Origin of the sequence: Protaetiibacter sp. SSC-01, assembly GCF_014483895.1 — a bacterium.
Classification (GTDB): Bacteria; Actinomycetota; Actinomycetes; order Actinomycetales; family Microbacteriaceae; genus Homoserinibacter.
Genome location: NZ_CP059987.1, coordinates 2,387,942 through 2,402,308, shown reverse-complemented (window position 1 = coordinate 2,402,308; position 14,367 = coordinate 2,387,942). Strand labels below are relative to the sequence as shown.

The following is a 14,367-nucleotide window of genomic DNA, read 5'->3' as shown; positions in this document are numbered from 1 at the left end:
CCGTGACGCCGACCGCGATCGCACGGGTCCGGTTCCCCGAGCGGGAGTCGGACCTCGCCCTCGTCTTCGACCGTCCGCACCTTCCGGAAGGGGTGCGCGTCGTGTCGCGCGACGCCCTCGAGCTCGCGCCCCGTGCCCGGCTCGCGCTGAGCGGGTACTCCGCGGCGCTCCCGGCGGGGCAGTGGCGCGCCGCGACGGTCGTCGAGACGGTCGACCTCGGCGTCGAGCTCGGCGCGCCCGCCCGCGTCCGTGTCGTCGCGACGGACGGCACGGGGGCGCCGCGCACGATCGTGGAGTCCGACGCGCCCGCGGGCGCCTGGACGCACCGCGTCGATCTGACCGGCTTCCCAGACGGCGGATGGTGTTGGGTCGAGCTCGAGGCGGGCGACGTGCCTGTCCGCGCGAGCCGCATCGCATGGTCGACCGAGGCAGTGCCCGCGCGCCATGACGCGACGGCGAGCCTGGCGATCACCACGCTCAACCGCGTGCCCTACTGCCTCGACGTGCTCCGCGCTCTCGCCGACGAGCCCGCTCTGCGCGGCGTCGTCGACGCCGTGTACGTCGTCGACCAGGGCACCGACCACGTGCGAGCCGCCGACGGCTTCCCCGAGGTCGCCGCCGCACTCGGCGACATGCTGCAGCTCATCGAGCAGGCCAACCTCGGCGGGTCGGGCGGCTTCTCGCGCGGCATGCACGAGACGCTTGTCGCCGGCCGCAGCGACTTCGTCATCCTGCTCGACGACGACATCCGCCTCGACCCCGAGTCGATCCTGCGCGCGGTCGCCTTCGCCTCCTACTGCCGCGAGCCGACGGTCGTCGGCGGCCACATGCTCGACATCGCACACCCGACCGTCGTGCACTCATTCGCCGAGGGCATCGAGCAGCGCTCCTTCGTGTGGCGATCGCTCACGCCGCTGCGGCACGACCTCGCCGAGAGCGGCCTCGCCGAGACGCCCTGGATGCACCGCGTGTACCGCCCCGACTACTCGGGCTGGTGGATGTGCCTCATCCCGGTCGACCTCGTCGAGCGCATCGGCTACTCGATGCCGTTCTTCATCAAGTGGGATGATGCCGAGTTCGGCCTGCGCGCCCAGGCCGACGGCGCATCCGTCGTCTCGCTGCCGGGCGTGGCCGCCTGGCATGTCGCATGGGCGAACAAGGACGACACGACCGACTGGCAGGCGTTCTACCACGCTCGCAACAGGCTCGTGACGGCGCTCCTGCACGCGCGTCGTCGTCGCGGTGGCAGCCTGTGGCTGCACAACCTGGCGATCGACCTGCGCTACCTGCTCTCGATGGACTACTACGCCGTCGCCCTTCGGCACCTCGCCTTCGAGGCCGTGCTCGCGGGACCGGATGCGCTCGTCGCCGAGCTCGGCACGCGCCTGCGCGACATCCGGGCGCTCGCGTCCGAGCATCCGGAGACGCGGGTCCGGACGGAGGACGAGCTCGCGCCCGCGCGCGAAATCGCGATCGGGGGTGCGGAGCCCGGTCGGTTCGGGCGCGTCGCGCGATTCGGCGGGCAGCTGCTGCGCCACCTGATCGCACGGCCCGGGAGCGGACGCCCCGTGCGGGTGACGGACGGCACGGCGCGCTGGTGGCACATCGCGGCGCAGGACGTCATCCAGACCCGCACCGCCGACGGGCGCGCCTGGGTCGTGCGCACGCGCGACCGCAGCGCGTTCCGCGCGGCTGTGCGGCGCAGCATCCGACTCAACCGCGCCTACCGCTCACGCTGGGACGCTCTCGCCGCCGACTTCCGCGCGGACCGCTTCGGTGTCGCCTCGCGGGCGACGTGGGAGCGGATCTTCGCCGACACGGCGAGGGATGCATGATCGAGGTGCCCGAGCTCCTCGCCCTCGACGATCCCGCGCGGGCGACGCTCGACGGCCTCGAGCCCGGGGAGCGGATGCTCGCCCTCGGCCGCCTCTCGCGCGAGGCGCTGCTGCACCCCGCCGCCGAACTGGAGCTCGGGCTCGGCGGGGACCGCGTCCGCGCGCGGTCCGCCCTGGGCGGCGGCCCGGCCGCCCGCGTCGAGCTCGCGCTCCCGGAGCCGCCCGTTCCGCCCGCGCCGTCGGCGCTGCGACGCTCCTGGAGGGCCCTCAACGACCGCTTCCCCGTGCTCGCCGACGAGATCGCCCAGCGGCGGCTCAGCGCCATGATGCGTGCCGCCGCGCCGGCCTTCCGCGCGCGCGTTGCCACGGAGCGGCTCGACCCCGTCGCCCCCGGCGCCGGTCGCCCGGCCGTCATCGTCGGCATGTACTGGCTCGAGGTCGGGGGTGCTGAGCGCTGGGCGCTCGCGAGCGCACGCATCGTCGCCGAGGCGGGGCTCGTCCCCATCCTGGTGACGGATCAGCGCTCGGCGCACCCGCTCGCTGCGCAGGCCGCCGCCCTCGGCGCCCTGCACCTGCCGCTCGACGACCTCGCGTCCGCCGACGCGGATCGCGCCCTCGACGCCCTGCTCGGCGCGTTCGACGTACGGGGCGTGCTCATCCACCACGCCCGTGCCGTCTACCGCTGGCTCCCGCGCCTCGCCGCCCTGCGTCCCGACGTGCCCGTCATCGACTCGCTGCACCTCGTCGAGTGGGAGGACGGAGGCTTCCCGCTCCTCTCCGCCCAGCATGACGCGCAGATCACCGCCCACCACGTGATCTCCCCGCCGCTCGCGGAGCAGCTCGCCGAGCTGTCCGGCATGGCGCGAGATCGCATCCACGTCGCGACGCTTCTCGGCGTCGCGGGGGAGGTCGAAGCACACCGGCGTCGACCGTTCGCGGACACGCAGACGCTCGTCTTCGTCGGCAGGCTCGTGAAGCAGAAACGGCCGGAGCTCTTCATCGAGCTCGTGCGGCGGCTCCGGCGGTCGGGGCGGATGCCGCGGCTGCGCGCGGTGCTTCACGGGTCCGGCCCCGCCGAGCCCCGCATCCGCTCGCTCGTCGCGCGCTACGGCCTCGGGGACGTGATCGAGCTGCGGGGTTCCGATGTGCCGGTAGACCACACCTTCGCGGAGGCGGACTGCCTCATCGTGACCTCCCAGAATGAGGGGCTAGCGTTGACCGCGATGGAGGGTCATGCCGCGGGCGCCGTGGTCATCTCGGCGGATGTGGGGGCCCAGCGCACCCTCGTCTCGGACGCTCTGCTCGTCCCGCGGGCACCGCGGCGGTTGCTGCGCGACGCGGAGGTGGCGGTCCTGAAACTGTCCGCCGATCCCGCGGCCGTCGAGGCAGCGCGATCCGACCAGGAGCGCAAGCTCGAGGCCTTCCGTGACTTGGACGACGCCACGACGTGGCTGAGAGGAATCGTGAGCCGATGGCGGATTCGGTGACGCCGGACCGGACGTTGACCGCAGTTCTCAACCTCCACCGCGAGCTGCGGCTCGCCTACCCGACGCTGCGCAGCATCGAGCGCGCCATCCGCGCGGCCGAGGGCGAGCTCGCCGTCGACGTCCTCATCGTGCTCGACCGTCCCGATCCGGCGACCGAGGAGTACATCCGAGACGCCGCGCCGCGCGTGCTCGGCGACATCCCGCACGACATCGTGGTCGTGGACAACGGAGACCTCGGTCTCTCGCGCAACGACGGCGTGCGCCTCGCGCGCGGCGAGTTCGTCGCGATGTGCGACGGCGACAACATGGTCTCGCTCGACTGGTTCCGCAACGCGGTCGCCTTCGTCGCGGCGCATGAGGAGCCCGTCGTCGCGCACCCCGAGTACATCGTGTCCTTCGACGCCCTCGACGTGCTGTGGAAGATCGTGTCCTCCCGCGACCCGCAGTTCGACGCGCTCGCGCTCGCCGAGGACAACCTCTGGGACGCGACGTGCATCGCCCGCAGGCAGACGTTCGTCGACGTGCCCTACATCGCGACCTACGCGCAGACGGGAACCGGTCCCGAGGACTGGCAGTGGAACGCCGAGACCCTCGCGAAGGGCATCGATCACCTTCCCGTGCCGGGCACCTCGCTCTTCTACCGCATCAAGCGTGTCGGCTCGCTCCTCGCCCGCCACGTCGCGGGAGCCGCGATGCTCCCTCACAGCGTCTACTTCGCCGATCGCTCGATCCCCGAGGGCATCAACGCGCGCAACCGCGGCGCGCTCGTCGGCTCCGCCGAGCCCGCCTCGCGCCCGGGCGTCGGCGCACGCGTCAAGGGCCTCGGGCGTCGAGCGGTCGTCCAGGTCGCGAAGACCGGCTTCCGCGCCGTGCGCCGCGTCGTCGGCGGGCACCCGCAGTTCCCGATGGTGCAGGAGGAGCTCCGAGAACTCGTCTGGCGCGTCAACAACGCGCGCGGCGGTGCGCCGTGGGGCGATATCCCCGACCAGCTGCGCGAGGAGTGGCGCGCGATGCACCGCATCGAGCCGCACGTGTTCCCCGAGAAGCGCACCCTCGCCCGCATGCAGTACTACGCGCCCCAGCGATCGGTGTTCACCGACGTCTACTGGCAGCTCGTCGACAGCGTGGGTGCGACCCCCGACTACCTCTTCGTCGTGCCGTGGCTGCGCCGCGGAGGCGCCGACAAGGTCATCCTCAACTACGTGCGCGCCATCCTCGAGGCCGACACCGACGCCCGCATCGTCGTTCTCGGCACCGAGCCCGGCGAGTCGGAGTGGGCCTCGCGCCTGCCCGCGGAGGTGAGCTTCGTCCAGGTGCCGGAGGCGTTCCACGGGATGCAGCCCGAGCGGCAGGACCGCGTGCTCGGCCTGGCGATGACGCAGCTCGCGCCGCGCATCATCCACCTCGTCAACTCGAACGTCGGCTACCGCGTCTACACGAAGAACTCCGCCGCACTCGCCCAGCGCAGTCGCCTCTTCCTCTCGGTCTTCTGCATCGACGAGACCGAGGAGGGGCGCCTCACGCACTACATGCTCAAGGGCCTTCGGCAGTACATGGAGCACGTCGACGCAGTTTTCACCGACAACGCGGACATCGTGCGATTCCTGCGCGAGACCTACGACTACCCCGAGCGCGAGTTCGCCGTGCACTACCAGCCGGTCGATCCTCCGGAGCTCGAGCCCCGCGCTCGCGAGGTTCGGCCCTTCACAGCCGACGAACCGCTGCGTGTGCTGTGGGCCGCCCGCTTCGACCGCCAGAAGCGTCTCGACGTGCTGCTCGACGTCGCCCGCATCGCCTCGGAACGGGGGCTGCCGGTCGAGTTCCACGTCTTCGGCAGTGCGGGCATCGAGGTCGACTCGGCCGCCCGCGAGGTCACGCGCTCGTCGCATGTGCGCTATCGCGGCGCTTTCGACGGGGGTCTCGAGGTGCTCGAGCCTGACCGGTACGACGTGATCATGCTCACCTCGCAGTGGGAGGGCCTGCCCAACACGATTCTCGAGGCGGCGACCTACGAGCTGCCCGCCCTGGCGCCGCGCGTGGGAGGTGTCGCGGAGTTCGTAGGTCCCGCCACCGGCTACATCGTCGAGCGATTCGACGACGCCGCCGCGTACGTCGACCAGATCGCCTCGATGGTCGGCGACCCGGAGGGAGTGCGTTCGCGCGGGCGCGCCGCACGAGAGCTCGTGGACGAGCGGCACAGCTGGACGGCCTTCGCCCGCACCGTGCGCGAGCGCGACTCCTACACCGTCTGACGCGTCAGCGGCACGCGGGCGTCGTCTCGACGTCCGTCAGCATGTTGTCGCACAGCGAGTCGACGAAGAACCTCTGCGTCTCCGTCGGGATCGAGATCTGCTCCGCCACCGCCGACGTGATGGTGAGCCGCGCTGACGGCACGATGCCGCTCGTGCGGGGGGCGAGGCTCGGCTCCTCGGCACCTGGCAGCACGGGCACGAGGAAGGCCCAGGTCTCGCCGAGCCCCGGCTGCAGCGAGATGGGGAAGACGAGCGAGGTTCCCGCGGGTTCGAGCAGATAGCGAGGAAGGCGCGACGCCAGGGGCAGCCGCGTCAGCTGCGCGTCGTAGGTCACGGTGACGCGATAGACGACCACCTCGTCCGAGTCGTTCCTCGGCAGCCGGATGGCGCCGTCCGAGAGCACCGACCCGAGGGCGTGGGTCTCCGCGGCGGTGCCGCGCTCCCAGAGCACGTAGGCGTCGGACTCGGCGACGGGCGTGTAGGAGCGGAACAGCTCGCCGTACATCCGCGGCCAGCGCGACCACAGCCACTCCGAGAACAGGTTGTACCCCGATCGCGACGTCACGACGAAGTCCGGACGCACCTCGAGGAAGGCGTCCTCATAGGGCCCCCTGCGTTCGCCGAGCGCATGGATCGCGTAGTCCTCGCCACCGGGGGCGGGCGTGAGGTCGCCACGGATGCTGTCGATGAGCCCGCTGTATTCGCTCCACACGGTCGCGTCGTCAGGGATCAGAGGCAGAAAGGCGTCGGCCCGCTCCCGCCAGCGCTCGCCGAGGAGCTCGTCGTCGCTCGCGGTGGTCGCGCCCGCGAGCTGCGTCGTGTCGACGGCCGACGCATCGCGCATCGCGCGCGTCGCGCTGCCGACCGTGCTCGCGACGAGCGCGAGGGCCGCGACACCGGCGATCCCGGCGGTCGCCCACCGCCGGGGGGCTCCGACCCGGACGAGGGCGGGCAGACGCCACCCGATCGCGACGAGCGACGCGCCGAGCCAGAAGCCGGCGACCCGCGCGAGCGGGCTCATCTGGTCGATGAGATTGAGGTAGCCCGTGATCGATGCGAGCACCGCGAGTCCGTAGAGACCCATCATCGAGGCCGCCCACATGGCCCGCGAGCGGAGAGCGCGCAGGCGGCGGGCGACGACGACGGCGACGAGGGCCGCGAGGGCCAGCATCCAGTACACGGGCACGGCCGTGAGCTGGAAGGTCGGCCCGCCTCGCAGCTCCCACAGGAGCGCGTCCCACGTGAGGCTGACGTTGGGCGGCGCGCCGAACACCCAGCCCTGGTCGCCGGGGATGTCGACGAGCGCGTAGCGCAACGCCTCGAGCGGGTGTCCCCCCGTGAGCAGCGCCGACGCCCCGACGATCGCGACGACGAGGGCGACCGCCTCGACGAAAAGCTGGAGCAGCGTGCGCCAGCGCGCACGGGCTCGCAGCAGCATGATCGCGCGGATCACGAGGAACGCCCCGCAAGCCGCCGCTCCCTGCTCGGTGCCGAACGACACGGCGAATCCCAGAGCGATGATCGCGCCCACGACCGGCAGGTCGATCGAGATGGAGCCGAGCCGCCACCCGCGGCGGGGGGTCGCCGCAAGCAGGGCCGCGGCGAGCACGGGGAGCGTCGTGCGGATGCCGAGCAGCGAGTTGCTCGGGTCGACCATGCGGTCGAGCGGCAGCACGATCATCGTGTACACGGCGAGGCCGACGATCGCCGGGAGCCAACGGCGGAGCACGATCCGCATCGCGATGAGCCCCGTGCCGAGGAAGACGATCGGCGAGACGAGCCAGCGCGACATCTCCGACGCGAAGATGTTCTCGCCGAGCAGCGCGAAGAGCGGGAAGTGGAGCGCGAGCACCCCGACTCCGTGGAAGAACGGCACGTCGACGCCCGGTACGCCCCCCTCGGCAAGCCGACGCAGGGGGTTGTAGAGCTGGAATGGGCCGTCGACGCCAAAGCCGTCGAAGCCCGTCGCCATCGCAAGCGCGCGCGCGACCGAGGCGATGAGAAGCGTCGCAAGGTACGCGACCGCGAGGCCGACGACGGTGCCGCGCAGGATGCGGCCGGCGCGGGCGTCAGTCACGGGACCCATAGCGCTCCTCGCGGGCGTCGCGGTAGTCGTCGCAGAAGGCTTCCGGACGCTGTTCCACGCTCGTGATGCAGAAGTTGTGCACGAAGAGCTCGCGCGAGTCGCTGTCGACGTCGACCTCGCGGTACCGGATACCCGTGATGTCGAGTTCCGCCGACGGCACGATGCCGATCGTCGACGCACTCAGCTGAGGTCCTCCCTGGCCGGGGAGGGACGGGACGAAGAAGGTCCAGCTCGCGCGCTGGGGCGGCACGGCGACCGGATAGGCGAGCCCCGAATCCTCGATGTCGACGAGATAGCGGGGGAGTCGGTCGAGAGGGCCGATGCTCGTGCCGGCCTCGTACTCCACCTCGACCTCGAAGAGCCGCACCTCATCGTCCGCGGCGGGCAGCTCGGCGACGCCGTCGGTGAGGTCGAGCGCGGTCCAGGACGTAGCACGCGCGTCCTCGTCGAGCCGCTCCCACAGATAGTTGGTGCCGTTCACGGCGACGATCCGGTAGTGCGTGAAGACCCGCTCGTAGAACTGCGGGAAGCGCGACCAGAGCCATTCCTCGTAGATGGAGTAGTTCGGGTTGAGCGTGATGACGTACCGCGGGTCGACCTCGACGAAAGAGGCGGTGTAGGCGTCGCGGCGCTCTGCACCGACGGCGTGGATGATGTAGTCCTCGCCGCCCGCGGCCGGAGTCAGCTGCCCCCGCACGCTCTGATAGAGCCCCTGGTAGGTCGACCAGACGATCTCGTCGTCAGCGATGTGCGGGGCGAACGCGTCGAGTGCCATGCGCCACCCCTCGCCGACGATGTCGGCGTCGGGTGCGCCGAACGATGCGGGTGCGGCGGCGAAGGAGCTGCGCACCGGCACCGAGAGCACCGTCTGAGCGCGGTGCGCCGATGACGCCCCGATCAGTACGACCATGACGACGACGATGCCCCCGGTGATGCCGCGCACGATGCCCGTCCGCATCACTCGACCCGAGGGGAGTGTGGCGAGGCGGTCCGCGCGCATGATCGTGAGCATGGCCAGCAGGACGAGGAGCATGGCCGAGACGCGCGCGAGGGGCGCCATCTGGTCCCGCAGATTGACGTAGCCGACGACCGACGCGAGCGTCGCGAGCCCGTATACGAGGAGAAAGGCTGCCGGCCACAGGATGCGCGGACCGATCACGCGCAGCCGTCGCAGCACGACGAGGCTCGCGATCGCGAGGAGCGCCATCAGCCAATAGACGGGCACGGGGGATAGGCGGAACGTCCATCCGCCGAGGAGTTCGATGCGGAGCGCCTCCCACGTGAGATTGGTGTTCGGCGGCGCTCCGAACACCCACCCCTGGTCGGCGGGGACGTCGATGAAGGCGTAGCGGAGCGCCTCCATGGCGTGGCCCCCCGTGAAAGCGGCGGTCGCGAGAAGCACGGCGACGAGGAGGGCGAAGGTGTCGAACGCGGTCGACGCGAGCGTGCGGACGACCGAACGGGAGGTGATCGCCTGGCGGACGGTGGAGACGAGGAGGTAGGCGCCGATCGCTGCCGCTCCCTGCTCGGTCCCCATCGGCACGGCGACGCCGAGCGCGACGATCACCAGGACGCGCGACCAGTCGATCCGGATCGGACCGAGCATCCGGTGGCGACGCGGCGTCCAGAAGTACGCGGCCGCCGCGAGGAGCGGGAAGGTCGTGCGGATGCCGAGGAGGGAGTTGCTCGGGTCGACCATGCGGTCGAAGGGCAGGACGATCGCCGTCGCGACGGCGATCGCTATGAGGGCCGCCCGCTTCCCGCGCAGCGCAGACCAGAAGAAGAGGTAGCCGCTGCCCAGAAACAGTGCGGGCGACACGAGCCACCGCGCGATCTCGGACGCGAAGATGTTGCCCCCCAGCATGCTGAACAAGGGATAGTGGATGGCGACGACGCCCGGTCCGTGGAAGAACGGGAAGTCGCGCCCCGGCAGTTCTCCTTCGGCCATCCGGCGGAGTGGGTTGTAGAGCTGGAACGGGCCGTCGACGCCGTAGCCGGAGAAGTTCGCCGCCGTGGCGACGGCGATGACGACGGCGGAGATCGCGATGGCAGCGAGGTAGACCGCGGCTGCCCACGTCGAGACCGTCGTGGCGCGCCGGATCGTGTCCTCGCGGAAAAGGGTCATCGGGCCAGATCCGTGCACGACGCGACGGAATAGTAGCCGGCGAGGTCGCGTCCGTCGATGAATCGCGACCAGTCGCGGTTGACGCAGTAGCCGGGGGGCTGCTCCTCGACGACGACGATCCGCTCGCTGTCGATGCCGTAGTAGGAGGCGATGGACCCGAAGTACCAGCCCGAGGTGCCCCCGGCCCCCGCGAAGCCGAACTCGGTCGCCTCCGTCGTCGCGAGCAGGAGAGGCGCGGGCACGACTTCGACCGGCCCGTCGCCGTCGACCTGCTGCAGGATGTCGGCGTCGCGGAAGGTCTCGAGGCCGTGGCGTGCGAAGGTCGCCTCCGCGACGCTCGTGAGCGGGAGGGCTACGGCGAGCACGGTCACAGCAGCCACAGCCCACGAGACCGTGCCGGCCCGCGCTCGGACGCGCTCGCCGAGCAGGCTGAGGCCCACCGCGACGACCACGCCGAGGCCGACGACCGTCAACATCGTCACGACGAGCTGGGAGCGATAGGGCACGCTGTGCACGGTGTACATCGTGAGCGCCGCGTTCGCGAACGCGGGCACGATCGCGAGGAAGGCGGCGGATGCCGCGACGAGGCGGGCGTGACGACGCAGCTGTGCGTGCCAGACGGCCCATACGGCGGCAGCCACGAGCAGCACGGCCACGACCCGCCAGGTGCTCACGAGCGACCACGGCATGAGCCCGCCCGTCAGGGTGCCCTTGACGAACCCGCCGAGAGTGAGCGGCTCGAAGATCTCGTCCTGGATCTGCAGGCGGCGGAACGTGCCCGGGAGGAAGAACACGATGAGCGTGCCCACGAGCGTGCCCGCGAGGACGGCTGCCGAGGGGATGAGACGCGCCCCTCCGCGCTTCGCGACCAGACGGGCGGTGAGCGCGAGGATCGCGATGGCGGCGGCGACGGCGGCGGTCGACTCGGCGAAGCCCGCCGCGAGCAGCGCCGCGAGGGCGAGTGCCCCGGTCGCGGGGCGCAGCGGCGAACGCTCCGACGTCTCGAGGCGGAGCCATCCCGCGCCGACGGCGACGAGCGCCGCCAGGGACGCGAGGAAGATGCACGCCGAGTTGTACCAGACGAAGGCGTCGTAGATGCTCGGCGTCGCGATGACGAGTGCGGCGGTCGCGACGAGCGCGAGCGCCGCACCGCCTGCGATCGCCTCACGGCGCGCCCACCCGAGAGTCACGCGCAGCACCGTCGTCGCGAGCCAGGCGGTCGCGGCGACGAGCAGCACGAGAAGGCCCGCCGGCACGACCGGAACGGCGAGGTCGCCCAGGATGCCCGTGGTCGCGCCCATGAGGGCCGCATTGGAGAAGCGGCCGGTGACGTCGGTGAGGAACCAGATCGTGAAGCCCCCGACGCCTCGATCCCGGCCTGCGGCGAGCCAGCTGTAGTCGTCGGCGATCGGGCGCGAGACGAGATCCAGGATGAGCACGACGACGACGACGGCTGCTGCGACCGTGGTGAGGGCCCCGATCCGCAGCAGGGCGCTTGTCGCCGGGGCGGTTTCATCGGGCAGGCGCGAGGGCGTCGCGTCGGGGGATCGCATGGCGATCAAGCCTACCGACCCGCGCCGCAGCTTCCCCGATGATCCGGGCCGGCGAGGTTAGCCTGGAAGAAGGGGCTCGGAACGGGGAGGTAACGTGCGCACCGGGAAGAGGATCGGCAAGTGGTTGATCGGCGGGCTGGCCGTCGCGCTCGTCGTAGGACTGTTCCCGCCGCAGACCCAACGGGCCGAGGCGGCTGATGCGTCCCTCTTCAACCCCGGCTACCTCATCAGCGACGCCGCCTTCTACAACGGCTCCGACATGACGGTCGACGCCATCCAGGCGTTCCTCGACCAGAAGGGTGCCGCGTGCGGCGGCTCGCTCTGCCTCAAGAACTACGCGGTGACGACCGTCGCCAAGTCTCCGGACCGGTACTGCTCGGGCTACGGCGCGGTGTGGCACACGGCCGCGCAGATCATCGAGGGCGTGCAACGCAGCTGTGGCATCTCGGCCCGCGTGCTGCTGGTGCTCCTCGAGAAGGAGCAGAGCCTCGTCACGACGACGGTCCCCACGACGGGTCGCTACCGCTCGGCGACCGGTTACGGGTGCCCCGACACGGCGCCCTGCGACGCCCAGTTCTACGGCTTCTTCAACCAGGTCTATCAGGCCGCGCGACAGTTCAAGATCTATCAGGCCACTCCGACCTCCTGGAACTATCAGGCCGGCCGCTGGAACACCATCAAGTGGCACCCCAACTCCGCGTGCGGTGCGGGCAGCGTCTACATCCAGAACCAGGCCACCGCGGGCCTCTACATCTACACGCCCTACCAGCCGAACGCCGCGGCGCTCGGCAACCTCTACGGCACGGGCGACGGGTGCAGCTCCTACGGCAACCGCAACTTCTGGCGGCTGTGGAGCGACTGGTTCGGCACGATCGAGGGCTACAGCGTCTCAGGTGCGATTGGCGAGTACTGGGTCGCGAAGGGCGGCGCGACGAACGCGGCGCTCGGGGCGCCCACGAGCAATCAGTTCCTGGTCGACCGCGCCCGGTGGAGCTGGATGCAGAACTTCGAGAACGGCCAGGTCTACTGGTCGTCTCAGACCGGGGCCCGAACGGCATCGGGTGGCATCGGCATCTACTACACGAACCGCGGCGGACCGCACGGCACCGGCCTCGGTTATCCGACCTCCGAGCAGCGGCTCTTCGACGACGCCGCGTACGGCTGGGTTCAGGACTTCGAGAACGGCAGGATCTACTGGACCCCCGCGCTCGGGTCCGTACCCGTGCGCGGCGGGATCAGCACCACGTATGAGCGCATGGGCGGCCCGCTCGGCTCCGGCCTTGGCTACCCGGTGGATCCCGAGTACTCCGTGGGCGGCGGCACCATCCAGGAGTTCCAGATCGGACGCCTTTACTACAGCTCCGCGGGCGGCGGGCGGCTCGTCCCGGGCAAGCTCGGCGACGCGTACGAGCTCGCGGGCGGTCCCGTCGGCAGCGGCCTCGGCTACCCGACCGCGGATCAGGTCGCGGGGCCGCGAGGCGGAGCCATCCAGCAGTTCCAGAACGGCAGGCTGTACTGGTCCGAGTCGACGGGCGCCTGGCAGGTTCCCGGCGGCATCGGCATCGACTACGCGGCGTGGGGCGGGCCGACGGTCGCGAGCCTCGGTTACCCCGCCGGTGCGCAGCGACAGATCAGCTCCTGGGGATGGATGCAGCCGTTCGAGAACGGTGCCGTGTACTGGTCGGGCGCTTCCCGCATTGTGACGGGCGGCATCCGCATCGCCTATGAGGCCGCGGGCGGGCCCCTCGGCAGCGGTCTCGGCTACCCCACGGCCGACGCCGTGACCTCGGGCGCCGTGACGACGCAGCAGTTCGAGTACGGCACGATCCGCTGGGAGAACGGCACCGCGACGACCACGATCTCGGACCCCACGCGCGCGTCCCACTACGCGAACGGCGGTCCGCAGGGATCCCTCGGCGCCAAGGTCGGCGGGCGCACCTCGATCGGTGGCGCGGGCAACGGCTGGTACGACTCGTACGTCAACGGCCGCATCTACGGCGCCGACGGTCTCGCGCCGCAGCGTGTCTCGGGCGGCATCGGTGAGAAGTACACGGCCGCCGGTGGTCCGCTCGGGTCGGGTCTCGGGTACCCGATCGGCCAGCAGTTCCAGCTCGGCGACAGCGCGGGCGGCTGGATGCAGAGGTTCCAGAGCGGCGCCATCTACTGGGCTCCGGGGACGGGCGCGGTCGTCGTGACGGGAGAGATCGCGCAGGCGTATGACCGCAACGGCGGGCCGACCGCGGATCCGCTCCGCTACCCCACGGCTGGAGCGACGAACATCGCGAACGGCGTCTCGCAGAAGTTCCAGAACGGGACGATGTACTGGTCCTCGCAGACGGGTGCGTGGGGCGTGCCCGGCGGCATCGGCCTCGACTACGCGCGCTGGGGAGCGACCGGATCGAGCCTCGGCTTCCCGACCTCGGGCCAGTACCAGCCCACGAGCGCCGGCTGGGTGCAGAGGTTCCAGAACGGCTCGATCTACTGGAGCGGATCCACCGGGTCGCAGATCGTCACGGGGCCGCTCGGTGAGGCCTACGAGGCCGCAGGCGGGCCGGCCTCCACCGTCGGGTACCCGACGGCGCCGGTCGGCGACACCCCGGGAGGGCTCTATCAGTCGTTCTCGGGCGGCCGGATCTACATGCAGGACGGCCAGCCGGCGTATCTCGTGCCCGGCGGCATCGGGCAGCTCTACGTGGCCCGCGGCGGTCGCAGCGGCTCTGGCCTCGGCTTCCCCGTCGGTCCCCAGTACGAGCTGTCCGACGGCGGCTGGGTGCAGGCCTTCCAGAGCGGCCGCATCTATTGGTCGGGCCTCGGCGGATATTTCGTGAGCGGCGGAATCGGCGACTACTATCTCAAGGTCGGCGGGCCGGTCGGATCCGAGATCGGCTACCCCCGTGGCTGGCAGACCGCGACGGGCGGGGGCGACTTCGTCCAGTACTTCCAATCCGGCCGCATCGAGTGGCGTGCGGGAGTCGGGGCCGTCCTGGTCCGCTGAGCGGGAACGTCGGTGACGCCGACAGGAAGGTGTT

Annotated in this window: 7 protein-coding genes; 4 read left to right on the top strand and 3 right to left on the bottom strand. The window is 71.1% G+C overall.

What is annotated here, in order from left to right:
- Nucleotides 1-2 precede the first annotated feature (2 nt).
- The 3 genes from H4J02_RS11325 to H4J02_RS11315 are packed head-to-tail and all read left to right on the top strand — an operon-like array spanning nt 3 to nt 5,574.
- Nucleotides 3-1,835, top strand: coding sequence for a glycosyltransferase (locus H4J02_RS11325; protein ID WP_187674679.1), 1,833 nt, complete (start codon nt 3-5; stop codon nt 1,833-1,835).
- Nucleotides 1,832-3,322, top strand: a complete 1,491-nt coding sequence (locus H4J02_RS11320) for a glycosyltransferase (protein ID WP_187674678.1) — start codon at nt 1,832-1,834, stop codon at nt 3,320-3,322. Before H4J02_RS11325 ends, H4J02_RS11320 begins: the two co-directional genes overlap by 4 nt.
- A 14-nt stretch (nt 3,323-3,336) precedes the next feature.
- Complete coding sequence (locus tag H4J02_RS11315) at nt 3,337-5,574, top strand: glycosyltransferase (protein ID WP_187674677.1); 2,238 nt, start codon at nt 3,337-3,339, stop codon at nt 5,572-5,574.
- Nucleotides 5,575-5,578: 4 nt separating this feature from the next.
- Here H4J02_RS11315 and H4J02_RS11310 read toward each other — a convergent pair whose 3' ends face one another.
- The 3 genes from H4J02_RS11310 to H4J02_RS11300 are packed head-to-tail and all read right to left on the bottom strand — an operon-like array spanning nt 5,579 to nt 11,338.
- Nucleotides 5,579-7,651, bottom strand: a complete 2,073-nt coding sequence (locus H4J02_RS11310) for a hypothetical protein (protein WP_187674676.1) — start codon at nt 7,649-7,651, stop codon at nt 5,579-5,581.
- Nucleotides 7,644-9,785 (bottom strand): hypothetical protein, encoded by a 2,142-nt coding sequence (locus tag H4J02_RS11305; RefSeq protein ID WP_187674675.1) that lies wholly within the window; start codon nt 9,783-9,785, stop codon nt 7,644-7,646. The genes H4J02_RS11310 and H4J02_RS11305 overlap by 8 nt, the downstream gene beginning before the upstream one ends.
- Nucleotides 9,782-11,338, bottom strand: coding sequence for a hypothetical protein (locus tag H4J02_RS11300; RefSeq protein ID WP_187674674.1), 1,557 nt, complete (start codon nt 11,336-11,338; stop codon nt 9,782-9,784). Before H4J02_RS11300 ends, H4J02_RS11305 begins: the two co-directional genes overlap by 4 nt.
- A gap of 94 nt (nt 11,339-11,432) precedes the next feature.
- Between H4J02_RS11300 and H4J02_RS11295 the strand changes: the two genes are divergently transcribed.
- Nucleotides 11,433-14,333 carry a hypothetical protein gene (locus H4J02_RS11295; protein WP_187674673.1) on the top strand — a complete coding sequence of 967 codons (2,901 nt, stop codon included), beginning with the start codon at nt 11,433-11,435 and terminating at the stop codon, nt 14,331-14,333.
- Nucleotides 14,334-14,367 lie beyond the last annotated feature (34 nt).